The 23,653-nt window shown below is 72.1% G+C and carries 15 protein-coding genes, 3 pseudogenes and 1 riboswitch; of the genes and pseudogenes, 8 read left to right on the plus strand and 10 right to left on the minus strand.

Translation table 11 applies throughout. The annotated features are described in order from the left end of the window. Positions 1 to 70 precede the first annotated feature (70 nt). The 4 genes from menD to Q5761_RS08110 all read right to left on the minus strand — a co-directional run bounded on the left by menD (position 71) and on the right by Q5761_RS08110 (position 7,228). Complete coding sequence (menD, locus tag Q5761_RS08095; RefSeq protein WP_318750189.1) at positions 71 to 3,880, minus strand: 2-succinyl-5-enolpyruvyl-6-hydroxy-3-cyclohexene-1-carboxylic-acid synthase; 3,810 nt, start codon at positions 3,878 to 3,880, stop codon at positions 71 to 73. Next, positions 3,873 to 5,660 (minus strand): isochorismate synthase, encoded by a 1,788-nt coding sequence (locus Q5761_RS08100; protein WP_318750190.1) that lies wholly within the window; start codon positions 5,658 to 5,660, stop codon positions 3,873 to 3,875. Before Q5761_RS08100 ends, menD begins: the two co-directional genes overlap by 8 nt. Positions 5,661 to 5,796: 136 nt before the next feature. Next, positions 5,797 to 6,843 carry a 1,4-dihydroxy-2-naphthoate octaprenyltransferase gene (gene menA, locus Q5761_RS08105; RefSeq protein ID WP_318750191.1) on the minus strand — a complete coding sequence of 349 codons (1,047 nt, stop codon included), beginning with the start codon at positions 6,841 to 6,843 and terminating at the stop codon, positions 5,797 to 5,799. Between the two features lie 76 nt (positions 6,844 to 6,919). Beyond that, positions 6,920 to 7,228 carry a zinc ribbon domain-containing protein gene (locus tag Q5761_RS08110; protein WP_318750192.1) on the minus strand — a complete coding sequence of 103 codons (309 nt, stop codon included), beginning with the start codon at positions 7,226 to 7,228 and terminating at the stop codon, positions 6,920 to 6,922. A 285-nt stretch (positions 7,229 to 7,513) separates the two neighbouring features. On the opposite strand from Q5761_RS08110, the gene Q5761_RS08115 reads away from it, so the two are divergent. Both Q5761_RS08115 and Q5761_RS08120 read left to right on the plus strand, forming a co-directional pair. Beyond that, positions 7,514 to 8,191, plus strand: a complete 678-nt coding sequence (locus Q5761_RS08115) for a hypothetical protein (protein WP_318750193.1) — start codon at positions 7,514 to 7,516, stop codon at positions 8,189 to 8,191. A 574-nt stretch (positions 8,192 to 8,765) separates the two neighbouring features. Continuing rightward, positions 8,766 to 9,047, plus strand: a complete 282-nt coding sequence (locus Q5761_RS08120; RefSeq protein ID WP_318750194.1) for a hypothetical protein — start codon at positions 8,766 to 8,768, stop codon at positions 9,045 to 9,047. Positions 9,048 to 9,484: 437 nt separating this feature from the next. Here the strand turns inward: Q5761_RS08120 and Q5761_RS08125 are convergent, their stop codons facing one another. The 3 genes and pseudogenes from Q5761_RS08125 to Q5761_RS08135 all read right to left on the minus strand — a co-directional run. After that, positions 9,485 to 9,757 carry a hypothetical protein gene (locus Q5761_RS08125; RefSeq protein WP_318750195.1) on the minus strand — a complete coding sequence of 91 codons (273 nt, stop codon included), beginning with the start codon at positions 9,755 to 9,757 and terminating at the stop codon, positions 9,485 to 9,487. Between the two features lie 611 nt (positions 9,758 to 10,368). Continuing rightward, positions 10,369 to 11,772 (minus strand): IS1182 family transposase, encoded by a 1,404-nt coding sequence (locus Q5761_RS08130; RefSeq protein ID WP_318750196.1) that lies wholly within the window; start codon positions 11,770 to 11,772, stop codon positions 10,369 to 10,371. A 790-nt stretch (positions 11,773 to 12,562) separates the two neighbouring features. Continuing rightward, positions 12,563 to 13,033, minus strand: a pseudogene (locus Q5761_RS08135) (tyrosine-type recombinase/integrase); the annotation flags it as partial. A gap of 176 nt (positions 13,034 to 13,209) precedes the next feature. Here Q5761_RS08135 and Q5761_RS08140 point away from each other — a divergent pair. Together Q5761_RS08140 and Q5761_RS08145 are read left to right on the plus strand one after the other, a co-directional pair. Beyond that, positions 13,210 to 14,439: an IS256 family transposase gene (locus Q5761_RS08140; protein WP_318750197.1), complete on the plus strand. Its 1,230-nt coding sequence runs from the start codon at positions 13,210 to 13,212 to the stop codon at positions 14,437 to 14,439. Between the two features lie 107 nt (positions 14,440 to 14,546). Beyond that, positions 14,547 to 15,365 (plus strand): annotated as a pseudogene (locus Q5761_RS08145) (RNA-guided endonuclease TnpB family protein); the annotation flags it as partial. A gap of 7 nt (positions 15,366 to 15,372) precedes the next feature. Here Q5761_RS08145 and Q5761_RS08150 read toward each other — a convergent pair. Further along, positions 15,373 to 15,843, minus strand: coding sequence for an IS110 family transposase (locus Q5761_RS08150; protein WP_318750198.1), 471 nt, complete (start codon positions 15,841 to 15,843; stop codon positions 15,373 to 15,375). A gap of 80 nt (positions 15,844 to 15,923) precedes the next feature. Here Q5761_RS08150 and Q5761_RS08155 point away from each other — a divergent pair, with 80 nt between their 5' ends. Continuing rightward, positions 15,924 to 16,064: a hypothetical protein gene (locus tag Q5761_RS08155; protein ID WP_318751656.1), complete on the plus strand. Its 141-nt coding sequence runs from the start codon at positions 15,924 to 15,926 to the stop codon at positions 16,062 to 16,064. Here the strand turns inward: Q5761_RS08155 and Q5761_RS08160 are convergent. After that, positions 16,038 to 16,448, minus strand: a pseudogene (locus Q5761_RS08160) (IS607 family transposase); the annotation flags it as partial. The gene Q5761_RS08155 and the pseudogene Q5761_RS08160 overlap by 27 nt on opposite strands. Before the next feature lie 283 nt (positions 16,449 to 16,731). Between Q5761_RS08160 and Q5761_RS08165 the strand changes: the two are divergent. The 3 genes from Q5761_RS08165 to Q5761_RS08175 all read left to right on the plus strand — a co-directional run bounded on the left by Q5761_RS08165 (position 16,732) and on the right by Q5761_RS08175 (position 22,083). Then, positions 16,732 to 17,130 (plus strand): hypothetical protein, encoded by a 399-nt coding sequence (locus tag Q5761_RS08165; protein WP_318750199.1) that lies wholly within the window; start codon positions 16,732 to 16,734, stop codon positions 17,128 to 17,130. A gap of 381 nt (positions 17,131 to 17,511) precedes the next feature. Next, positions 17,512 to 17,623, plus strand: a riboswitch (SAM riboswitch). A 484-nt stretch (positions 17,624 to 18,107) separates the two neighbouring features. Beyond that, complete coding sequence (locus tag Q5761_RS08170) at positions 18,108 to 20,702, plus strand: methylenetetrahydrofolate reductase (RefSeq protein WP_318750200.1); 2,595 nt, start codon at positions 18,108 to 18,110, stop codon at positions 20,700 to 20,702. A 154-nt stretch (positions 20,703 to 20,856) separates the two neighbouring features. Continuing rightward, on the plus strand, positions 20,857 to 22,083 hold the full coding sequence (locus tag Q5761_RS08175) for a trans-sulfuration enzyme family protein (RefSeq protein WP_413084594.1): 1,227 nt from the start codon (positions 20,857 to 20,859) through the stop codon (positions 22,081 to 22,083). A 480-nt stretch (positions 22,084 to 22,563) separates the two neighbouring features. On the opposite strand, the gene Q5761_RS08180 is transcribed toward Q5761_RS08175, so the two are convergent. After that, the gene (locus Q5761_RS08180; RefSeq protein ID WP_318750202.1) at positions 22,564 to 23,538 is read right to left on the minus strand and encodes a class E sortase; all 975 of its coding nucleotides are present in this window, start codon (positions 23,536 to 23,538) and stop codon (positions 22,564 to 22,566) included. Between the last annotated feature and the right edge of the window lie 115 nt (positions 23,539 to 23,653).

A 23,653-nucleotide genomic window follows, 5' to 3' on the forward strand; every position in this document is an offset into this window, starting at 1 on the left:
GTCGGCCTCGGTGCTCCGGCGCCTCGACCCGGACCTTCGCCCCCCCCCCAACAACGTCCCGGGGGCTCACTCACCTTCGCACCGCCTCCCAGAAGGCTCTCACCTCCCGGACGAACCCGGCCGGATCCTCCAGGTGGACGGCGTGCCCCGCCCCCGGTACGGTCACCGCCCGGCCCCGGGGCAGGCAGGCCGCCATCGCGGCCGCCAGGGCGGCGTACTTGGCGTCGGCCGCCCCCGCCAGGCAGAGCACCGGCATCGCCAGGGCAGGCAGCCGGTCCCACAGCGGCGGCTGGACCCCCGCCCCGATGCCCCGCAGACTGTTGGCCAGGCCCTGCGGGCGTTGGTTGAGGCGCGTGGCCCGCACGGCAGCCCGCAGCGCCGGCGGCAGCCGCCGCAGCCCTGCGAAGAGGGGCAGCCCCTCCCAGTGGCGGGCGAAGGACTCCACCCCCTCCGCCTCGATGCGGCGGGCCAGCTCCTCGTCGGCGCGGCGCCGGGCCGCCCGCTCGGCGGGATCCCGCAGCCCCGGCGACGACGACTCCAGCACCAGCGACGCCACCCGGTCCGGCGCGGCGGCCGCCAGCCCCAGGGCCACGCGCCCTCCCATGGAGTAGCCCACCAGATGCACCCGGTGGCAGCCCAGGCGATCGAGCAGGGCCAGCAGGTCGGCCACCTGCTCCTCCATGCGGTAGCGCCGGGGATCCGCCGGGGCGGCGGTGCGCCCGTGACCCAGCAGATCGACGGCCAGCAGCGGCCCCGCCGCGGCCAGCTCGTCCCAGACCGGCGCCCAGGTCGCCGTGCTGCCCGTGAAGCCGTGGAGCAGCAGGGCGGGCTCGCGACGGCTGGACTCGTGACGGCACCGGCTCGCGCCGGCTGCCGCGGGGGCAGCAGGGGCCGCGGGGGCAGCGAGGGCAGGGAGGGCAGCGGAAGGGCCCTGGGCCTCCCCACCGGCGGCCTCCAGGTAGTACCGCACCCCGCGGACCCGGACGAACCGGCCGCCGACGGGCCCCGCCGCCCCGCGGGCGTCGGCCGCCGGCCGGCGCCCGGCCTCAGCCGGGGGATCGGTGCCGACACCGGCGTCCGCCCTTGCCTCGGGGATGACCGCTGCCCCGCCCTCCGCCTCGACCCGGGGGACGGCTGCTGGGTCGCCCTCCCCCTCCGCCTCGGGGGTGGCTGCTGCATCGCCGTCCGCCTCCGCCTGGGGGGCGACGCCGTCCTCCGCCTGGGGGGCGACACCGTCCGCCTGGCGGGCGGCTGCTGCCCCGCACGCCGCCTCGGTTGGGCGGGTCGCCGCACCCTCGCGCGCGAACTCGACCGCGAGGGCGGCTTCCGCCCCGGATGCCGCCGCCGGCGGAGCGGCCGCTGCCCCGCGGCCACGGCCGTGGCCGTGCCCACGGCCAGCCCCGGCGGCCTCGCGGTCGTCCTCGGCCGGGGGACGACGGGGCTCGCCGTCCCCGGCCCGGGATCGCCGTGCCGGCGACCCCGGGCCGTCCTCCGCGGCCGGCCCCGCCACCGGCCCGGTCGGCCCGCTCCCCGTCCGGGGGGTGGCCAGGCCCGCCTCCGCCAGCGCCGCGGCCACCGCCCTCCACACCTGGCGGTGGTGGTCCACGTTCCGCCTCCGGTCGGTCCGCACCTCGACGATGACCGGACCGCCGCGCCGTGCGCCTTCGCGGGGTGGGTCCGGGACCCCGCTGTCGCCAGGCCTGGCCGGGGCGGTGCGGACGGCGGCGAAGCCGGGGGATGGGTCGGCGGCGGCCAGGGCCTCCCGCACCGCGTTGCGGAACGCGTCCCAGGTTCGGACCCGCCGGTACGGGATGCCGTACAGGGCGGCGGCGTGGCGGAAGTCAAGGCCGTGGGGCGTGCCCCAGAGTGCCTCGAATTCTTCGGGGTCCAGGCGTGCCTGGGGCAGAAAGGAGAAGATCCCGCCGCCGTCGTTGTTCACCACCACGACCACCAGCGGCAGCCGGTAGCGGGCCGCGGCCCAGAGCCCGTTGAGGTCGTGGTAGAAGGAGAGGTCGCCGATGACCAGCGCCGCCGGCCCCTCCCCCGCCGCCGCGACGCCGGCCGCGGTGGAGACGACGCCGTCGATGCCGCTGGCACCGCGGTTGGCCAGGCACCGGATGGGCGTCGGCGAGGCGGGGACGAAGGTGTCCACGTCCCGGATCGGCATGCTGTTCCCCGCCACCAGGAGGCTGCCCGGCGGCAGCAGCCGGGCCAGCTCGGCCACAACCCGCGGCTCGGCCGGTTCGTCCCACCCGGCCAGTTGGCGGGCGATGGCCTCCCGGGCGACGCGATTGATCCGTTGCCAGAGGGCGAGCCAGCTGCCGGGATCGCCGGCGGCGTCCGATCCGGGCGACGGGCCGCGGCTGGCCTCGCCGCCCGGGGGTGTCGGCTCGGCCTCGGTCCTCGTAGCCTCCCCTTGCAGCCGCTCCGCCAGCTCCGCCAGCTGCTGGCACGCCCGCGCCGGATCGGCCCGGACGACCCGGGCGGCGACGTGGGCGGGGTCCGGCCAACCCCCCTCGTCCAGGACGATCTGCAGCGCCGCATGCCGCTCCAGGTACTGCGCCAGCGGCTTGGAGACGGGAGGCGCCCCGATGCGCAGCACCACGTCGGGCGCCAGGGCGTCGGCCAGCGCCGGGTCGCGGAGGAAGGCGTCGTACGCGTCGATGATGGGGCACTCCGCATCGATGGGGCTCTCCGCATCTGCGCCCGCCGCCGGGCCGAGGTGCGGCCCCCATCGCACCCCCGAGAGGGGATCGGCCAACACCGGAAGCCCGAGCCGCCGGGCCAGTCGCGTCACCGCCACGGCCAGGGGCGGCCCCCCGGGCACGGCAACCGGCGCCCCGCCGCCGCTCCCCGTCCCAGGGCCGGCCGGCGGGACGGCGGCGACGGCCGGCGCCACCGGGCCGCAGACGATCAGCCCGCGGCGGGCACCGGCCAGCAGGCCCAGTAGTTCCCACGCCTGACCGTCGGCGAGGGCCGCGGGGGCCAGCCGGGGCTCCACCGCCGCCCCGGTCGCACCAGCCGACCCGCCCCGCCCGGGCGTCCCGGTCCCCCAGGCGGTCCCGGCGGCCCGCGCCCCTCCGGGCGGGCGGACCGCCACCCCCGGACCCCAAGGCCCGTCCGCGATCCCCGTCGGGCGCCCCGCCTCGCCCGTCCCGTCCCCCGCCCCGGTGGCCTCGTCCCCCGCCTCGGCGTCGCCCGACGCCCCCGGGACCAGCGGCTCGCGGAACGGCACGTTGAGGTGCACCGGGCCGGCGGGGGCGGCCAGCGCCTCGGTCACCGCCCGCACCGCCGCTCGGTGGGCGAAGGCCCGCCCGGCCGGGTCGTCCTCGGGCAGGGGCAGGTCGCAGAACCACTTGGCATGACGGCCGTACAGGTGGATCTGGTCGACGGTCTGGGAGGCGCCGAAGTCCCGCAGCTCGTGGGGCCGGTCCGCGGACAGCACCACCAGGGGCACGCGGCCGTAGCGGGCCTCGATCACCGCCGGGTAGAAGTTGGCCGGGGCCGTGCCGGAGGTGGCGACCACCGCCGCGGGCCGGCCCGTGGCGCGGCCGATCCCCAGGGCGAAGAACCCGGCCGACCGCTCGTCCAACTGGACCCACACCCGCACCCCCGGGTGCCGGGCCGCAGCCAGCGCCAGGGGGCTCGAGCGCGAGCCGGGGCAGACCACCACGTGTTCCACCCCGGCGGCGACCAGGCCGTCCACCAGGGCCCGCGCCCAGCGGAGGTTGACCGTCCCTCGATCGACGGCGCCGCCCTCGCCGCGGCCACGCCCCGCGTCCCGGGGCGCCGCGCCGGTCCATGCGGCCGGAGGCATCGCCGGTACGGCCCGGGGGCTCTGGGACAGGGTGCCGCCGACCGGTTCCCTGGGCTCAGCCACCGTGCGCCGCCTCCCCGGCACCGGCCTCCGCCCCGAGGTCGGGTTCCACCCCCAGGGCGGCTGCCAACGGCTGCAGCTTGAGGGCCGTCTCCCGCCACTCCCGCTCGGGGTCCGAGCCCGCCACGACGCCGCACCCGGCGAAGAGCCACGCCTCCGCCCCCCGGAGGAGCCCGGAGCGGATGGCCACGGCCATCTCGCCGTCGCCCCGGTGGTCGAACCAGCCGACGGCGCCCCCGTACCAGCCGCGCGAGCCCCCCTCCCACCGTCGGATGAAGGCCAGGGCCCGCTCTCGCGGCCACCCGCCCAGGGCCGGGGTCGGGTGGAGGCGCGCCACCAGCTGCGGCAGCATCACCCCGTCGACCACCCCGTGGATCGGGGTATGGAGGTGCTGGACGTTGCGCAGGCGCAGGAGCCGGGGCTCCGGGGCGATCTCGAGCCCGCGGCAGACGGGCGCCAGGGTCTCCCGGAGCATGCGCACCACCAGGGCGTGTTCCTGCCGCTCCTTGGGGCTTTGCAGCAGGGCTCGGGCCAGGGCCTCGTCCTCGGCGGCGGAGGCCCCCCGGGCGGTGGAACCGGCCAGGGCCGCCGTCTCGAGCCGCGCCTCCCGCAGCCGCACCAGGCGCTCGGGTGAGGCCCCCAGGAACACGCCGCGCCCCCCCGGCCCGCGGCCGTCCCCCGCCACGGCGAACACGAAGCACTCCGGATACTCCGCCCGCAGGCGGCGCAGCACGGTGCCGGGATCGAAGGCGGTGCCGGCCCGCACGTGGAGGCGCCGCGCCAGCACGACCTTGGCCAGCGCCCCCGCGGCGATGGCCTCGAGGGCGGCGGTCACGGCCTCCGTCCAGCGTCGGCGGTCCGGCCGGGCCACGGCGGCGACGGGCACCGCGGCCGGGCGGCGCCCGTCGCCGCCGGAGCCGGCCCGGCGACGGGGTCCACCGCCCGCCGTAGCCCCCGGGGCCGACCGGGCGGCGAGGGCCAGCAGCGACAGCCACCGCCGCCCCCCCTCGCCGGCTGGCCCCCGCCCCGCCGGGGGCACCGTCAGGCGCACGCCCTCGGGGAACGTCCAGCCGGCGTCGCCCTGCCGCCCGCCCGGCGTCCCGGGGAGGACGACCCGGTTGAAGGTCAGCCAGGTGCCCTGGGGGCCGCGGGTGAGCAAGAGCTCCGGCAAGACGAAGCGCGCCGCCGGGAACCCGACCCAGGCGGCGTCCGGCGGGACCGCCGGGTCGAAGGCGAATCCGCCCACCAGCACGGGACCCGTGCCCCACACGCCGTGGGGGGCGTCCACCAGGGACCCGGCGCAGAGGGACCGCCAGGCGGACTCCAGCGCTCCGGCCACCGCCGCCAACGGTCCGGCCGGTTCGTCCCCCCGTCCATGGCCCACCGGGGGGCCAGCCGACGGGCGGAGGGGGTCGGAGCGGGACACCGGCACCCGGGGACCGCCACCCGAGTGGCCCTCCGGCCCCCGCCCACGGCCACTCCCCTCCCCGGCCTGCCCTCGCTCGCCGCCCTCCTCCACCGTCAGGACGGCCGCCGCGCCCAGCGCGACCAGGGCCATCGGCTCATCCGGGGCGAGCCAGAGCGCCCGCTCTCCCGCGACGATGGCGGCGCCGTCGAAGACCGCGAGGGGATCGACCGGCTCCGCGGCCACGGTGAAGCTGACCACGGCGGGTCGCCCGGCGCGGTGCGCCTGGTCGTGGGCCCGGGCGTCGAGCCGCTCCAGATCGCGGGCGATGGGTTCGATCAGGGTGCTCAGGGGTGCTCCGCCTCTCGCCACAGGCACGATCCCTCGATCCCGGTGGTGTTGCGTCGTCGGTGGTCGTGGCCGAACGCGTCAGCGGTGAATAAACGTTCATTCATCGGCAACCCAGGGAACCTGCTTCGTTGCGGGTGGTGAAATCCCTGCCCGTCCCCGGGCCTCATCCCAAGGCGGCGCGGATCCACCACCAGGCGTAGCCCCCGACCAGGGCCGCGCCGGTGGCCTTGTAGAGGCCGAGGGCCATCCGACCCAACCGGTACAGGTCCTCGTGGCGGTACCGCCCGCCGAGGTAGCGGGGCGCCGCCCGCAGGCACCGGGCGGCCGGGACCAGGGTGAGCAACAGCAAGGCGGGCAGGCGGCCGGCCAGGACCCCGGCCACCACGAGGACCGCGGTGGCGGCCACCCATCCGAAGTACAGGCGCACGGCACCGGCTTCGCCCAGTCGCGCGGCCAGGGTCCGCTTGCCGGTGGCGCGGTCTTCCTCGATATCGTGGATGGACTCGGCGTAGAGGATCAGCGCCACCAACGAGACCAGCGGCAGCGACGCCACCAGCGCCTCCAGCGACACGCCGCGGGCCTGGACGTAGTACGAGCCCACGACCAGCACGGCACCCATGTTGAGCCCGACCATGACCTCGCCCAGGCCGCGGTAGCCGTAGCGGACGGGCGGGGCCGTGTAGAAGAGCCCGCTGGCGATGCCAAGGAGCCCCAGGGCCAGGGCCGGCCAGCCGGTGCGGGCGGCGAGGTAGACGCCAACCAGCGCGCCGAAGCCGAAGCACACCCAGGCGCCACGGCGCAGGCTCTCCGGGCTGAGCCACCCCGCCTGGATCACCCCGCTGCCGCCGGTGAAGGGCGCGTCGCCCTCGTACATGACGAAGTCGTAGTAGTCGTTGGCCATGTCGGTGCCGGCGTGGATGGCCAGGCTGCCCAGCAGGGTCCAGAGCGCCAGCCACGGGTCGAAGTGCCCCTCCCCGCCCGCCACCAGGATCCCCACCAGCACGGGGATGACGGTGACGGGCTTGAGGTGGGGCCGAGTGGCCTGGAACCACGCGCGGGCGAGGAGCCGCCACGAGCGCGGTTCCGCGGCGTGCGGGGCCGCGGCGGACGGTAGCGTCGCACCGGCCGCCGGCGCGGGGTATGCGCCCGCGGAAGTCCCCGCGTCTTCGGGCGTCGTCGCGGACGGGCGGCGTTCCTCCGGATGGTTCACACGAGTCTCCTCCCGTTACCTGAAACATCGTCATCTGTTTCAGGCAGCCGATCCTCACGGATCGGCGGTGCCGGTCTTACCCGGCGATACGCCGGTGCCGGCTTCCCGTTTCCTCCGGGACCGCCTGCCAGACAGCAGGACTTCCGTCCCGTCCACGGGCGTTTCGCGTCTCCGGGCCATTCCCGGTGACGGCGGCCACAAGGGCCGCGAGATTCCGCGCCGCAGTTTCGTCCCGGTCGAGCACGAGCCCGCACTCCTCACAGCGGAAAACGCGCTGCGGGCAGCGACGAGTTGACCGCGCCACACCGCGAACAACGCTTGCTACTGGGATAGAAGGGCGGCGCTTCGACCAGGACCGCCCCGTGCCAGACGCACTTGTTGGCATGATGGACGCACAAGCCGGAACGGGCGTAAAGAGGAAGCCCCATTGTTTCCGGCCAAGTTTGCCTCCGTCTGTGGTGGGCGGAGGCGGCCAGCGGAGCGCGGGGGAGGGTGCGCCGGTCCAGTATATGGGCCTTGAGGTCGAGCACTTGTTTGGTCGGCCCCCTCCCGCGAACCGCCCACATGGGCCCGGGCCCTTCCCGGGGAACCCGAAGGAGTGTGCCGCTTCGCTTTAAGCCGGGCCGCCGCGCGCTCCGCGATCCGGATCCCGTCATCGGTGGTGCGTCCCGTGCCGCGATTCCTCGCCCTGGACCTGCACCGGGACTATATCCACGTGTGCAGGCTCATGCCCCATCCCAACGGGGCCAAAATAAGGCATTCGCGGTTCCCCAACACCCCGCAAGCTTGGTCCCCGTTCATCGCGACCGAGATCGACCGGGACACGTGGGTGGCCTTCGAGGTCACCGCGAATGCCTTCGAGATCCATGATCTCCTTTCCCCGCATGCCGGTAAAGTCCTGGTCGTCAAGCCCTCGGCGGTCAAGGAACGGGGCTCGGGCCGGAAGACGGATCGCGCGGACACCGAACGCCTGGTCACCGGTCTGGCCCAGGGTACCCTCCCCGCGGTCTGGGTCCCGCCGGAGGAAAGCCCCGGCTGTTGCGCCTGCGGCAGCGCACCGACAGCCGCCGCAAGGCCGTGGGCAACCATTTGCGGGCGTTGCTGCCGACACTTCATCGCGGTGCCCGCGGGCAAGGACGTGGCCGTGTGGCTCCAGAACCATCCCGGCACGCTGGAACGCTTGTCGGCCGACGACCGTGTGCTCCTCGGCTCCCTGCTCCGCCAGTACCGGGTGCTCCAGGAAGGAGGAAGCCCGGTAGCGGGAGAACGTCCGCAAGCGCCGTGCCCGCCGCTGGTTGGAAGAGCACAACAGGCTGGTGCCGGCCAATGTGACACGATGACAAGGTAGCCCGTTAACAAGTACTTGCTTGCCGCCCGGCCACCGAACACGTCCTGAATAATCCCCGCACCCCCGGGTGCTGGAAGAACTCATCCGGGCCGGGCACCGGCTGGTTAATACCCGCGTGGTGGAATGGTAGGGCGCACCTGAATGCCACAGGCCGGCACCCGCGGTTCTCATATAGGGGTTACGACGCCGACACGTCCGGCCCGAGGCTCCGGCTGGGGGCTGCCGTACAATGAAGGGTCCGTGGGCCGGGGGTACCGCTCCGGCCCACGACGCCCGTTCTTCGAGCTGCACTTGTGGGCATGATTGAGGTCAAGCCCCCGGCGCAGGAATCGGTAGCTTCAAGGGATAACCTTGTGCCGATTCCGTGGGCGGAGGCGGCAGCGGAGCGCAGGCAGGAGGGTGTGCCGTGCTTTTCCATGGGCCATCGAGCCCGCAGTGGTGTGTGGACTGGCCCCCTCCTGCGCACCGCCCACATGGGCCTGGGCCTGTGGGCCCGTGAGCCCGGACAAGTGTATGCGAGCACGCTGTCCCATTTCGCCGCCCCTGCGCTCGATCGCCTAAGGAGGGAAGGTCGATGCCACGGTATTGGGGACTTGACCTGCACGCCCGCTACGTGCACGTCTGCGAGTGGCGCCCCGAGGAGCAAAAAGAGAAGCATTCCCGGTTCCCCAACACCCCGAACGGATGGGCGCATTTCCTCCAAAGGCTGCGCCCCGATGACAGGGTAGCGCTCGAGGTGACCGGGAATGCGTTCGAAGTGTACGACTTGCTTTCACCGCACGTGTTGCTTTCACCGCACGTGGCCCAGGTCCTCCTGGCCAACGCGGCTGCTGCGGTAGTATACTACGGGCCGTGATCGTTTGGCCGCCTGTGCCGGCCACGACCAATAGCACCGAGAACAACCTGGACTCCGCCCGCACAACAGGTCGCCTTCTGAGGCTCAACCGCGGTGATCCCAGGCCCACTACTCAAGCAAGCTGAGGCCTTCATATTGTATTTCCTCTGGATCCAATCGGATATAATGAGATTGGCCATTCCACGTGATCTTTAGCCACAGCGGAGTTCGAATGGCCTCGATCAATCTCGTTCTATCCGACTCTTCCAGTGTGTCGGGGTTGGGCACGCCCGATACTCGTGATACATATACTCCAAACGGCTCTTTCCCTGGCATCAAGTCGATACCGCTCTGACCGGTCCCAAAGTCAAGCATGTGCGACAAGATCCACGGCTTCATTACAGGATCTAGCTTCACGCCGACAACAAGGCCCCGAACGGGCTTCCCGCTCGCATTTGTTATCTTAATGTCATAGATGATGCTGTACCAATCTCCGGCCCCGTCACCGGGCGGTGGGGGCGATCCGTCACCTTAACTAAAGCTGAAATGTTCAGCACGCCTTTTACGCTATCAGTAGACCTAAATTGGCTTTCATCGGGCCATTCGTCTGTATCGTACAAGTGCATAGGATTTTCTAGCCAGGCTGTGGCGGCAACAACCACCGCCACCGCCAGTACCACTCCTGCTACACCCACAATCCTCTTCACATTCAATATGTTTCGATATACCATCCCAGCCCCGTCCTCCACCTATACTGAGCCATTTCAATTAACCACTTTTCGTCGAAGTAGTGCGGTGACCATTCACTGTGAATTGGGGGGTATCCTCTGTCCGCGGTATAATCAATGGTATACGTTCGCACAAATCCACGGCTGTTTGCGTAGGATCCGAAGTGGTGGCGATACCATTGCCTTGGCCGTGAGGTAACGTAAAGCTTCCAAGTTCCTGCCGACGTGTAAACGTACACATCCTTGTCCGGGTATGAATACGAGTGATAGAGCCTAGCCGTGGCGCCTCGATTCTTATCGATGGTATCTGCGAAAATCTGGGCAATATCAAGAAGAATCTGGCCGGCGGTCCGCGCGAAGTACGAACGAATTGTCAGCGTGATATTCCAAATTGTGGATGCAATCCCGCTAGCCTCGTCATCTTCGTACGTTTTCCCGTCTGTCCATCTGAAAACCTCAATCTTAGTGGTTCCAGGCTCAATAATAACGGCTTGTGAGCCTGTTTCACTGATCCTGACGAGATCAGAACTGGGGGAACGTACCGGGTCGATTCGGCCATGTCCCGTGGGCTGACGGTCAGGACGGGGTAGGCCGGCGGCCCGGTCGTTACCCTTCTACGCCAACGCGGCCGCCATCCAACCAAAGGGTGAGGATGCGGACCCCTTCGTTACCTTCCGCCAGAGCTTCAGCAAGTTATGGGTCAGGCAGAGCAGCTTCCACTCGCTGTCACACGCCGCCAGACCCCGACGGAGGAACCGGTCGGCGCCTCGCACGGTCTTGATCTGCCCAAACACCGGCTCCACGGTCTGGCTGCGCTTGGCGTAGATCGCCTGCCCTCGCCGGGTCCGCAGCTTGCGTTCCATCCGCTCCCGCAGGCTCAGCCCCTTGGGGATCCGGCCCCGCGGAGGGGGTGCATCCTTCACCGCCTGACGATGCTTCCACTCCTTGCTCGTCGCCAGGAACAGTTCCGGCCCATCCGCCGGCGCCTGCTTCACGTTCGCCTCGCTCCAGTACCCCGCGTCGGCCACCACGGCGCGGATGGGCTTGTTGACGCCCGCGGCCCGCAGGTTGGCTTGCGCCTGCTGGAGCATCGGGTGGAGTTGGCCCACGTCGTTGGCGTCCTGCGTCACCGCCGCGGCCACGATGAGCTGGTCTTCGGTCACCACCGCCTGGGCGTTGTACCCTTGCACAAAGCCCTGCCGGGTCTTGAGGATCCGGCTGTCCGGATCCGTCACGTTGGCTTTGGCCGCCGGATCCACCGAGGCATCCGGCGCCTTCGGCTTCCGCCCCCGCCGCTTCTTGCCAGTCGCCTGCTCCTGCGCCTTCCGCTCCTCGATGCGGGCCTGCAGCCGAGCCGCTTCCCGGGCCGCCTCTTCCTCCAGCCGCCGCTTGCATGCCTTCAGCCGCTCCAGCCGGCTCTGGCGGGAGCGCAGTTCCTCCGGCAACGCGTCCCCACGGCGCCCGGGGCCGTACCGCTCATCTTCTTCCCGGTCCGTGGCCTCCGCCTCCCGGAGCATCTTCTCCACTTCCTGGCGAATCGCATCGTAGGTTCGGTTGGCCGCCAGCGAGGCGTTGGCCTTGACTTTCGTCCCGTCCAGTGCCACCACGCCGACCTTCCCCAGCCCCGCTTCACGGCACAGCCGCAGCACCTGCGTGAACAGCGCGGCCAGCTCCCGTGCATGGCGCTGGCGGAAGCGGGCGATGGTCACGTGATCCGGCTTCTGATTGGCGGTGATCACCCGGAAGGCCACGTCCTCGAGGCACAACCGCTCGATCCGCCGGCTCGACCGTTCGCCGACGCAGTAGGCGTACAGCAGGAGCGTCACCATCATGGTGGGGTCGTAACTCTCTCCGCCCCAACCGTCGGCGCGGTACTTCTCGTAAAAGGCCCGCAGGTCCATCGGCTCGACGGCGTCGATCAGAAACCAGGCCAGATGATCCTCAGGAAGCCAGTCGCGAAGGCTCGGTGGGAGCAGGTACAGTTGGTCACGGTTCACCGGGCGGAGGTTGTAGGCCATAGGGACACCTCGGGCAACGGAGAATTCCAATCCATGGCTTCACTTAAACCCACGTGGGGGCAATCCTGCGGAAATACCTGGGTTCGTGAAACAGGCTCTTGTGCTGAGTTTTGTTCAGGATTAATAGGAGTTCCATCTGCCTTGTAATACCGAACGAGTTCCACCTTATCACCAGGACACGGCTCAACCATTGCATATCGAGCAGCTTCCGCTGAAGGGAAGCGCTCTCGACAAGGTGCTGTGCCCGCCAACCCAGGAGCCGCTGGCATCAAACTCAACACGAAGGCAAGTAACACCGCCTTAACTATTGCCGCCTTCTTTGTGGATGCCACATTGATCCCCCTTCATTTTCTGTTTTATGCCACTTCGTGTACCCGAAACCCGACGGTTATAGTATCAGTGGGCGGCATTCGCCTTTTGCATGGCAACCATGCACTGTACTATCCATGCGCTGCAGCCCCGGTCGATGGTCTTCGTCGCGCGGTATGTCATTATCTTGATGGTTGCATGGCGAGCACCTCCTACCAGCCTGCTGGAAAAGCTCAATGATGGGCGGTGTGGTAACACAACGCGCGGTTGTTACTGCTACGGTTGTTCGGTTCAGTTATAGCGGCTGGCTATCGGTGGACGGATGTCTCCGCCCGTGCACCAAAGGTTCAACGCAGACAGGAGAATGCCTGCCTGCGTTACCGGAAAGTGTTTCGACGTTTATTAACTGGATTCGACAAATGGGGACACCCCCAAGTCCTTGGGGGTCCATTGCCGCCCCGTGCGTCAACGAGGAACAGGTTCACGGCAGTCTGTCAATCGCCTCCCTTAGCCGGCGCTGTGCCACGTGGGCGTAGATCTGGGTGGTAGCCACCGTCGCGTGGCCGAGCAGATCCTTGATGGCAAGCAGGTCCACACCGGCCTCGGCCAGCCGCGTCCCGAAGGTGTGCCGCAGCTTGTGAGCGCTGGCCCGCCAGAGCCCGGCCCGGATGAGGTCCCGCTTGACGGCCACCTGGGCCGCGTTCTTCGTCAGGGGCTGGCCGGCCAGCGTCCACCAGAGCGGATCCTGTGGCGCTTTCGGCTTCTTCGGGCCGGACCAGGCCCGGAGGTAGTCCAGAAGGGCCGCCTTCGTCCGGCGGTGGAGGGGGAGGAGCCGTTCCTTGTCGCCCTTGCCGATAACCCGCAGGGTCTCCTCCTCGAAGTCCACGTCGCCGTACAGCAGCCCCACCGCCTCGCTAATCCGCAGCACCTGATACAGCAGCAGCGTGATGAGGGCGTGGTCGCGCTATTTGAGCCGGGCGTGGTGGGCTTTCTGCCGTTAAAGTCCCGGGTAGTGGTGGACTTTCCGGCCAGGGTTTAGGCGTGGCTGGTGGCCGTTGACAGCAGCGGTCACCGGCGGCTTCCCTTCGGGTTGGACGAACCCGAGCACGAAGGGAGGTCGGACCACCGGTGACCGCTGACTTCAGGATGGCACTTCTCGAACTGCTGCGCCAGTACCAGGGCGAGCCCGAGGTCGACGCCCTGCGGGAGGGCCTGCGCTGGCTCGCCCAGCAGCTGATGGAGGTCGAGGTCAGCGAACTCATCGGCGCCCAGCGCTACGAGCGCACCCCGTTGCGCACTACCTACCGAAACGGGTACCGCCCCCGGCGCTGGGACACGCGCGTGGGCACCATCGAGCTGCAGATCCCGAAGTTACGCCGCGGCAGCTACTTCCCCAGCCTCTTGAAGCCGCGGCGGCGCGCGGAGCGGGCCTTGCTGGCCGTGGTGCAGGAGGCCTACGTGCACGGGGTGAGCACGCGCAAGGTGGACGAGCTGGTCCAGGCGCTGGGCGTCGGGGGCTTGAGCAAGAGCGAGGTCTCCCGCATCTGCGCCGAGCTGGACGAGCACATGGAGCGCTTTCGGAACCGGCCGCTGGAAGGCGAGTACCCCTACGTGTGGCTGGACGCCAAGGCGGTGAAGGTGCGGCAAGACGGACGGGTGGTGAACATGGCGGCCGTGATCGCCGTGGGTGTGCGGGAGACAGGGGAACGGGAGGTCCTGGGGTTCGACGTGGGCGCGGCCGAGACGTACGAGTTCTGGCTGGACTTCCTACGTCGCCTGGTGGCCCGGGGGCTGAAGGGCGTGCGGCTGGTGATCTCGGACGCCCACGAGGGCCTCAAGCGAGCCATCGGTGAGGTGCTGGCAGGCGCCACGTGGCAGCGGTGCCGGGTGCACTTCATGCGGAACCTGCTGGCGCGGGTGCCCAAGCACGCCCAGTCCATGGTGGCAGCGCTGGTACGGACCATCTTCGCCCAGCCGGACCGTGCCTCGGCTCGGCAGCAGCTGGAGCAGGTGGCGGCAAACTTGGAGCGGCGGTTCCCCCAGGTGGCGAGCCTGCTGCGGGAGGCCGCGGAGGAGGTTTTGGCCTACATGGACTTCCCGCCGGAGCACTGGCGGGGGATCCACTCGACGAACGTCCTGGAGCGGCTGAACCGCGAGCTGGCGCGGCGGTGCGACGTGGTGGGCATCTTCCCGAACGTGGCGGCGGTGCTGCGCCTGCTGGGTGCGCTGCTGGAGGAGCAGCAGGACGAGTGGCTGGTGCAGCGGCGGTACTTTAGCCAGGCGTCGATGGCGAAGCTCAAGGGCGGTGACGCGTTGGGGAGTGACTCGGTAAGCGCCTTGGCTGTTGCAGCGAGGTAAGCCCATGGAACCCGAGGGGGAGCCGCTTTTCCACCACTTGCCGGGACACGGCCTTTCTGCCGCGGCGTGAGGCCCTCGTACGATAGGACCACCGGGTTGGATTCCCGCGCTTTCGGAAGAAGGGGCGGGGGCGGCAGTCGGTGCGGTTCACCACCGGCGCGATCCGGGTGGACGACCAAAGCCACGTCGTCCTGCCCCGGATCGGGCGGGTGAAGACCCACGAGCCGACCACGGCTCTTCGCCGGCGCATCCAGGCGGGGACGGCCCGCATCCTCGCGGCCACGGTGTCGCGGGAAGGCGGCCGGTGGTTCGTCAGCTTCACCTGCGAGGTGGAGCGGCCGCCGGGCCGGTCCCGGTTCCCGTGGCGGGTGGCGGGTGGTGGCCGTGGATGCGGGGGTGCGGCACCTGGCGGTCCTTTCGACGGGCGAAGTGTGGCCGAACCCGCGGCCGCTGGAAAAGCCCTCCGGAAGATGGCCCGGACCAGCCGCGCCCTGGCCCGTCGCCAGAAGGGCAGCCGCAGGTGGCAAAAGGCCCGCCGCCGGCTGGCCCGGCTCCATGCGCGGGTTCGGCACATTCGCCAGGACACCCTTCACAAGCTGACGCACCACCTGGCGACCACCTATGGCGTGGTGGTGGTCGAACGGCTGCACGTGGCGGGCATGTTGAAGAACCACCGGCTCGCCCGGGCGCTGGCCGATGCATCCCTGGCGGCGATCCGCCGCCAACTTCAATACACTCCTGTTGGACGTCAAGCCGGAACGCGTGCTTGCCTCCGTTCCTCTGTCTTTTGTCTTTGGGTGTCCATACGGATGGCGCTCCGGTGCAACAGCGCACCGAAAGCCCAGCTCCGTGGCGATGATCGCTTTCCCATCGCGGGCCTGGGCAGCTCGGCGGCGGACCATCCGGAGCTTGCGCTGGGTGGCTAAGGGCCTCTCACCGCGATAAGGCTCGCCCGTAAGCATCATTCGCCAGGCGGTGACCAACAGCCGCCCCGCCACCGCCACCACGCTCACGGAGTGACCCTTCTTCTTCCGGAGCCGTCGGTAGGCTCCCCAGAGGCCCGTCGCCCCAACGCACGGTGGTCTGGGCGGCCTCGATCAAAGCCGCCCGCAGGGCCGTGCAGCCGTGCTTGCTCGTCCGTCCCCGGCGGTTGCGCTGGCCCGACTGGTACACCGATGGGTCGAGGCCGGCATCGCGCTTCACCTGCTTCGGCCCGCGGAACCGGCGCGGATCCCCCAGGTAGGCATCGATCGTGGCCGCCGTGATTAGGCTGACCCCGGGGATGGTGAGCAAGCACTGGACGATGGGGTGATCCTGAACCCGCGCGGCCACCTCGGCCGTGAGGGGCCTCCACCTCTTCTTGGAGCACCCGGTACTGGCGGAGCAGGGAGCCGAGGAGCACACGGTCGTCGGCCGACAAGCGTTCCAGCGTGCCGGGATGGTTCTGGAGCCACACGGCCACGTCCTTGCCCGCAGGCACCGCGATGAAGTGTCGGCGCAGCAACGCCCGCAAATGGTTGCCCACGGCCTTGCGGCGGCTGTCGGTGCGCTGCCGCAGGCGCAACAGCCGGCGCAACACGCGGCTTGCCTCCGGCGGGACCCTGTGCGGCGAGAGCGGCTTCTAGGTACTCCACTCCAAAGCGGGCCAACCGGTCACGGTGTTCCACCACAATGGTTGCAACCGATGCGTCGGCCAGGAGTCGGCGCAACTTCGCCCGTTTCCCGTTCAGTCCGGACCCGATTTCTGTGACTACCTGGTCCACGTGAAACCCGTGCTCCGTAGCCCACTTCGTGACCTGGGCAACTTGACGGTCAAGATCGCTCTTCTGGTCGTGAGAGGAATCGCGGGCGTACACCACCGTCTTCCCTCTCGCCGGAGCAGGCAGGTCCACGAGAATGGTCCCGGCCGGTGTCTGCCGAGCAGGGACGGGCAACCGACCCGCCTTGCACCAGCGCCAGGCGGTGATGTAACTGATTCCTTCACGCTTAGCCCACTTGGATAGCTTCATACCCGAAATATTGCACATATGTTTGCCTATGTCTGACTATGTTTCGACGAGCTGTTCACGACCCCCGCCCTACGGGGCACACCCCTTCGCCCCCCGGGCAAGGGGCCACCCTGGGGCCACCCTGCGTCCTCCCGATCACGTCCCCATTTTAACGCCGGTTCACGCCGGCGGCCGCTCTGGTGCGTTGCGACGGTGTCCACAGGCTCGGCGGACCTTCCCGTTGCTGGGCCCGGCAACCGTGTGCTATCGTTGGGATGGAAATACGAGGAAGGACGGGAGATCGGTGGACGGCGAGGCGGCCGTCACCCGCGAGCCCGACGGACCAACGGAGGCCTGGCTGATCCTTGAGCGCCTCAAGGACCTGACGGAACAGAACGCGGGCTTGCGGCGTTGGGTGGAACAGGAGATCAAGGACCTTCGCCAGGAGGTCAAGGACGTCCGCCAGGAGATCAAGGATGTCCGCCAAGAGGTCAAGGACGTCCGCCAGGAGGTCGCGCAACTGCGCGAGGAAGTTCGGCAGGAGATCCGGAACATCCGCCAGGACATGGCCGTCCTGGAACGGGGGCTGCGGGACGAGATCGCCGCGCTGCGGCGGGACCACCGCACCCTGTGGGTCAGCACGCTGGCGGTGTGGGCGACCATCCTGGCGGCCCTGATCGGCCTCTACGCCCGCGGCGGCTGATCGCCTCCTGGGCCGTCTCGCGGAGCACCTCCCACGATTCCCCCGCTTCCTCCTCCTGCGGCTTCGTCTCCGGCTCCGGTACGGCTTCAACCCAGCGATGGAGACCTGTGCTGGACGGCGTCCAGCTGCGCGCAGCGTTCGCGGCAGGCTCGGGCCGCCCGGTCCGGCTCGCCCATGGTGGCCCGATCCTCACGACCGCTGGCGAGAGGCATCGGCCCAGCACGTCCCCTCGCTACGAGTTCCCCATGTTGAGGGGGCCGAGACCCCCTCGGTTCCGCCTTGGCTGAGGGATTGCGGCCGGTTGCGGCGCTGCAGGAACCCGGCTATACTGGCCTTAATCTTCCGTTGACAATGGACCCAGCCGGTACACCGGCAACCCCTCTCTTATCCAGAGCGGTCGAGGGACGGGCCCGATGACGCCGCGGCAACCGGCGACGCCGTCGTGCGGTGCCAACTCCCGCGGCTCCCCGCTGGGGATGCCGAGAGATGAGAGAAGGGGGACGGGGATCGAACACGACGTAGCACGCCCCTTCCTCCTTCGGAAGGGGCGTTTCCTTTCGGTCGGGTCCTTTCGGTCGGGTCCTCTCGGTCGGTCCGTCGGGCCCTTTCGGTCGGGGCGTCTCCGTTCGGTCCGTGCCGCCGACCCCGCCGAGCCTACCGGCGCCGATGGCGGGCTCCGCCCCGACCTCCCAGTCCAAGCGGGCTCCGCCCCGACCGCCAGGCCAGGAGGTGACCAACGGTTGAAGCTTCCGTCTGCCCGGCCCGACCCCGCTGGGCCGCCCCCAAGCCAGCGCCGTCCGGACGAACCGGCCATCGCCGGGGCCGGGTCGTCGACCGCCGAACGCGGCCGGTCCGACGTGACCCTGGCCCCCGGCGGGCGGGTCGGCGGGTCGCCATCCGCCGCGGGCGGGGGGGCGCCGTCCGCGCCGGTCGGAGGGCCGGCATCCGCTCCGGTCGGGGGGTCGCCATCCGCGCCGGTGGGGAGGGACGCTCCTTCCACCCCGCTCGGCGAACCCGCGGGCCCCCTCCAGTTCGCCCCGCCCTTCCTCGCCCTGGCCGACGCCGACCCCTCCTGGACCTTGGCGGCGGAGGCCGGGGACGCCGGCGCCCAGGGCGGGACGGACCCCGACGGGACCGGCAGGGCGGCCGTGGCGGGCGCCGCCGCGGTCGCGTGGTGGCCGCTCACGCGCCCCCGTCCCGTCGAAGCGGTCCACCTCACCGCCATCCGCAGCGGCGCCCGGCTGATCCGCACCCATACGCGATGGGCCAACGCGGCCTGGCTCCAGGATGCCACCGCGGCCCAGGTGCAGGATCTCAACCTCTGGGCCGCCAAGCTGGCGCGGTCGGCCCGGGAGGTGGCCGGGGAGCCCTGCCTGGTCGCCGGCTACCTCGGCCCCCTGCCGCCCGCGGCGGCGTCCCTCGCGGACCACGATCCCGCGGCGGCGGTCGGCTGGTACCGGGACCAGGTGGCGGGCCTCCTGGCCGGCGGCGTGGACCTCTTCTGGATCGCCGCGCGGACCGTGGCCGAGGCCCGCGGGGCGCTTCGGGCCGCCCGCGAGGCAGCCCGGCTGCCGGTCGGACTCCTGTGGGAGCCCGGCGGGGAGGCCGGCGCCATGGGGGCGGACGCCCAGGCGGTCCAGCTGGTGGCGGCTCTCCAGGCGACGGGCATGCCCGACGCCCTCGGCGTCGCGGTGACCGGCGGGCCGGCGGAGGCGGCGCCCTGGCTGGCGGCATTGCGCGACGCCGGCTGGGCCGGCCCCCTGTGGGTGAGCCTCGGGGAGCCGGAGACGCCCGAGCCCCCGGAAGCGTGCGGACGGGCTCCGGGCACGGGCGGCGGACCCGTCGTTGGCGCGCGGGGACGGACTCGGGACACGGGGAACGAACCCGTCGCTGGGGCGCACCGGCGGGCTGCGGGAACGGGGAGCGAACCCGTCCCCGGGCAGCCGGACGGGCGGGGGGACGGTCGTCCCACCCGCCGGAGCGGGGCGCGGGGGAACGGAAGCCCCACCGCCGAGGAGCAAGCCGACCCCTGGGCGACGCTGCGCCTGTTGGGCGTGAGCTGGGTCGCGGGCACCGGCGCCCGGTCGCCTGCGCGCTTCGCGACCCTCGCCCGTCGGCTGCGGCAGGCCGGCGCCACCGCACCACGCCCCGCGGCCGGGGAGGCTGGCGGGTGGCGGGCCGACGCGCCTCCGTCGGCGGTGCGGGCCACGGGCGGCGCATCGGTTCCCCGAGGGCCGGCCGAACCCTGCGGCCCGGAGGGTCCGGTGAACCGGACGGCCTCCGCTGCCGCCCCGACGGGGACCGCCGGCGCCCCGGCGGCGACGGCGGGAGCTAGCCTCCCGGCCGATCGGGCCGACACCCCGGGGGCTCCCGATGCGGCGACGGTGGCGGGGACGAACCGGCGTGGCGTCGCCGGGCCCGGAACCCCCGCCTGGGGCGGCGGCACGGGCGGCGGCGTGCCGCCTGCGCCGGCGGAGGACCGGCTCGCGCGACCCCTCCCGCTGCGGGAGAAGCTGGGCCGCCGGTTCGTCATCAGCGTCGAGCTGGACCCGCCGCGCGGGCCCGTCACCACCAAGTTCGTCGCCGACGCCCGGACCGTGGCGGCCGCGGGCGCCGACGCCGTCAACGTGGGCGACAGCCCGATGGCGCGACCTCGCATGGCCGCCCTGGCGGGCGCCTACCTGGTCCGGCACGCCGCCGGCATCGACGCCATCATGCACTGCACGACCCGCGACCGCAACCTGATGGCGCTTCAGGCCGACCTCCTGGCGGCCCACGCCCTGGGGGTGCGCAACGTGCTGGCCCTGACCGGGGACCCCCCGCGGTTGGGGAACAGCGGCGCCTCGCCCGTCTACGACGTGGACTCCATCGGGCTCCTGGAGGTGCTGGCCGCGCTGCGCCGCGGCGAGGACCCCCAGGGCAATCCGCTCGGCGCCCCCGTCGACTTCACCGTCGCCTGCGCCCTGAGCCCCAACGCGGACGACCTGGAGCGGGAACTGGAGCGGTTCCGCCGCAAGCTGGAGGTGGGCGTCGTGGACTTCGTCATGACCCAGCCGCTCTACGAGCTCGAGCCCCTGGAGCGCGTCCTGGACCGGCTGGGCGGCTGCCCGGTCCCGATCCTCCTGGGGGTGATGCCGCTGCACAGCGGCCGGCACGCCCACTACCTGCACCACCAGGTACCGGGCATCTCCATTCCCGATGCCGTGCGCGAGGCCCTGGACAAGGCCGGCGATCGCGGCCTGGAGGTGGGGCTGGAGCTGGCCGAGGCGGTGGTCGAGGCCGCCCGGCCGTACATCGCCGGCGTGTACGTGGTGGTCTCCTACGGCAAGGCCGAGCCGGTGGCCGCGTTCGTCCGGCGACTGCGGGCCCGGTTCGACGAGCCCCGTCCGGCGGCGGAGGGGGCGGGGGCGACCGCTCCCCGCCCCGCCACCGCCGGGTCGGCTGCGGCCTGGCCGACCGACCACGGCTCGTCGACCCCGGGCGGAGGGATCGGCCCCCGGGCGGACCTCCTGCCGGCTTCCGGTGCGGCATCGCCGGTGGAGCAGGGGGAGGTGCGCCACCATGCCGGGTGAACCCGACCGCGCTGCAACCATCGCGGGTCCAGGCGGGCAGCCCGCAGCCGCAGCGGACCCGTCGCCGACGCCGGCCGGCCCGGGGCCGGAGGGGGCCGGCGCACCCGCGGAGGCCCCCGGCGCCGCCGCTGGGCCGCCTCCTGCGCCCCGCGGGCTGCGGCTCGAGACCCGGCTCGTCCACGCGGGCGTCCGCCGTGACCCGCGCACGGGTTCGGTGGCCGTCCCGATCTACCAGACCGCGACCTACGAACACCCGGGCCCCGGTCAGACCACGGGGTGGGACTACAGTCGCCTGCACAACCCGACCCGCGAGGCCTTCGAGGCGGCGGTGGCCGGGCTCGAAGAGGGCTTCGCCGCCGTGGCCTTCGCCTCCGGGATGGCGGCCCTCACGGCGGTGCTGCACCTCTTGCGGCCGGGCGACCACCTGGTGGTCACCGAGGACCTCTACGGCCACACGTGGCGCGTCCTGGAGGAGCTCTTCCGCCACCTGGGCATCGCCTACACCCTGGCCGACACCACCGACGCGGCGGCCGTGGCCGCCGCCCTGACCCCGTCCACGCGGGCCGTGCTGGTGGAGAGCCCGACCAACCCCTTGATGCGGGTCGCCGACCTGGACGGCCTGGCCGCCCTCTGCCGCGCCAGGCGCCTGTGGCTCGTGGTCGACTCGACCCTGTTCACGCCCCTCTTCCAGCGGCCCCTGGCCCGCGGGGCCGATGTGGTGGTGCACAGCGCCAGCAAGTACCTGGCCGGGCACAACGACCTGGTGGCCGGCGTGGCGGTGGCGGCGACGCCGGCCCTGGCGGACGAACTGGCCTCCATCCGGACGGTGACCGGCGGGATCCTCGGACCCCATGACGCCTGGCTGGCCGTCCGCGGCCTCAAGACCCTGGCGCTGCGCATGGAGCGGGCCCAGAGGAACGCGCTGACCCTGGCCCACTGGCTGGCAGCCCACCCCGCCGTGGCCGCCGTGTACTATCCGGGCCTGCCGTCGAGCCCGTTCTTCCGGCGATGTCTCCAACAGGCGGCGGGGTTCGGTGCCATGCTGAGCTTCCGGCTGCGGGAGCCGGCGCGAGCGGAGCAGGTGCTGGCCCGCCTTCGCCTCGTCGTCTTCGCCGAGAGCTTCGGCGGGGTGGAGAGCCTGATCACCCACCCGGCCACCACGACCCACAAGGAGATGCCGGCGGCGCTGCGGAAGCGGCTGGGCATCGACGCGGGGCTTTTGCGGCTGTCGGTGGGCATCGAGGCGGTGGACGACCTGGTCGCCGACCTGGAGGGCGCCCTGGGCGGTCCGTCGGCCCTCGGGGTGGTCGAGGCCGGGCAGCGGGCGGAGGCGACGCTGCGACAGCTCGCGACCCGGGAAGCGGCGGGCGCCAGGGCATGACGGGCGCTGGCCCCGGCTGGGGCCGAGGCCGTGGCGGCCGACGAGGGGCGCGAAGCTGCCGGCGCCAGGGCACGACGGCGCTGGCCCCGGCTGGGGCCGGGGCCGCGGCGGCCGCCAAGGGACGCGAAGCGGCCGGCGCCAGGGCACGACGGGCCTGGCGCCGGGCGGCGGGGACGGGGAGCCGGACGGCGCCCGCTCGCTGGCCGACGGGGTGCCGGGCGAGCCCCGGGGCGTCGCCGGTGGGGGCGACGTCTGCAGGGGGCCCGGCGGGCCGGGACGGGTCCGAACCCGGGCCGGCCGGCGCCGGGTCCGAGGGCGACGCGGCCTGCGGGGACGGTCGGCCGCCCGCCGAAACCGTGGACGAACGCGGCCGCGGCCCAGCGGACGGGGACGGCCGTCACCTGGACCCTCCCGCCACCGCCGGCAGCTCCGCGTGCACCACCACCTGGTCGCGGCCGGCACAGCGGCGAGAGGCGGCGGTCACCTGGGCGCTCCCGCCACCGCCGCCAGCTCCGCGTGCACCACCAGGCGCTCTCGGGACGAACCCGGCGGGTGGCACGTGGTCAGGACGAGTCCGGGCCGCGGTCCCTGGAGGACCACGCTCCAGTCGTCAGGGCGGGCGGTGAAGACGCGTTCCACCCGATACCGGTACCAGCGACCGTCGAACCAGAGGTCGATGGCGTCGCCGGGCACCAGCCGGTCCAGGTGGCGGAACCAGGCGCCGTAGGTGGTCCGGTGGGCGGCGATGGCGACGCGGCTTTCGGGACCCGGTGGCTCCGCCTCGGGGTAGAACCCGGGTCCCCGGGCCAGCACGGACGGCGTGGTGCCGCGGAGCACCACCGCGTCCACCGCGGCCCGGGGGATGCGCAGCCGCGCCAGGGCTGGGGCCTCGCCGGCCGCCGGGGCCCCGGGCGCTCCCGCGTCCGATCCGGCACCCATCGGCGGCGGCGAGGCGACGGGTCCGGGTGGACCCGTCGCCTCGCCGCCCACCGTGCCGCCCGCCCCGGGGAGGGCGAGGGCCGGATCGTCCCCCGCCGCTGCCAGCCACCCTTCGGGGATGCCCAGGCGGTCCAGCAGCGACACCAGCGGCCCCATCAGGGACTCCACCGCCTGCAGCCAGCGTCCCAGGAGACCGAGAAGGTCCCCCGCCGCCGACCGCACCGTCGGATGCCCCAGCAGTCGTTCCAAGCCGGCCCGTTCCAGCTCCCCCTGCGGCACCGCCCCGGTGGCGCCCTCCGCACCACCGACCCGGAACGGCGCGGGCACCGAGGCCGCGGCCGGCACGGACGGGGGTGCGGACGGCGACCCGTCGCTGCCCAGCGCCGCCCCCAGCACGATCTGCCAACCCCAGGCGTAGACCCGCTGCAGGCCGGGCGTCGCCGCCAGCGCCACCCCGCCCAGCAAGAGGACCCAGGCCACCAGCATCCCGACCCGGCGAACGATCCTCCCGGACATCGCGTCATCCGCTCCCGTCGCCGCCCGTCGCGTGGACCACCGCCGGCCGGACCGCCCCGACGCCACCGAGAAGGCGGGTGGCGATGCCGAAGGCCGCGGGTGGACCACCCTCGCT

The sequence above is a fragment of the Thermaerobacter composti genome (assembly GCF_033582035.1).
In the GTDB taxonomy this organism is placed as follows: Bacteria; Bacillota; Sulfobacillia; order Thermaerobacterales; family Thermaerobacteraceae; genus Thermaerobacter; species Thermaerobacter composti.

Coding starts and splice junctions, on each gene's coding strand:
- Q5761_RS08120 (WP_318750194.1), top strand. CDS start 8,766: ATGCCACGGTATTGGGGACTTGACCTGCACGCCCGCTACGTGCACGTC.
- Q5761_RS08110 (WP_318750192.1), bottom strand. CDS start 7,228: ATGCCAACAAGTGCGTCTGGCACGGGGCGGTCCTGGTCGAAGCGCCGC.
- Q5761_RS08180 (WP_318750202.1), bottom strand. CDS start 23,538: ATGTCCGGGAGGATCGTTCGCCGGGTCGGGATGCTGGTGGCCTGGGTC.
- Q5761_RS08130 (WP_318750196.1), bottom strand. CDS start 11,772: ATGGCCTACAACCTCCGCCCGGTGAACCGTGACCAACTGTACCTGCTC.
- Q5761_RS08125 (WP_318750195.1), bottom strand. CDS start 9,757: ATGGTATATCGAAACATATTGAATGTGAAGAGGATTGTGGGTGTAGCA.
- Q5761_RS08155 (WP_318751656.1), top strand. CDS start 15,924: ATGAAGTGTCGGCGCAGCAACGCCCGCAAATGGTTGCCCACGGCCTTG.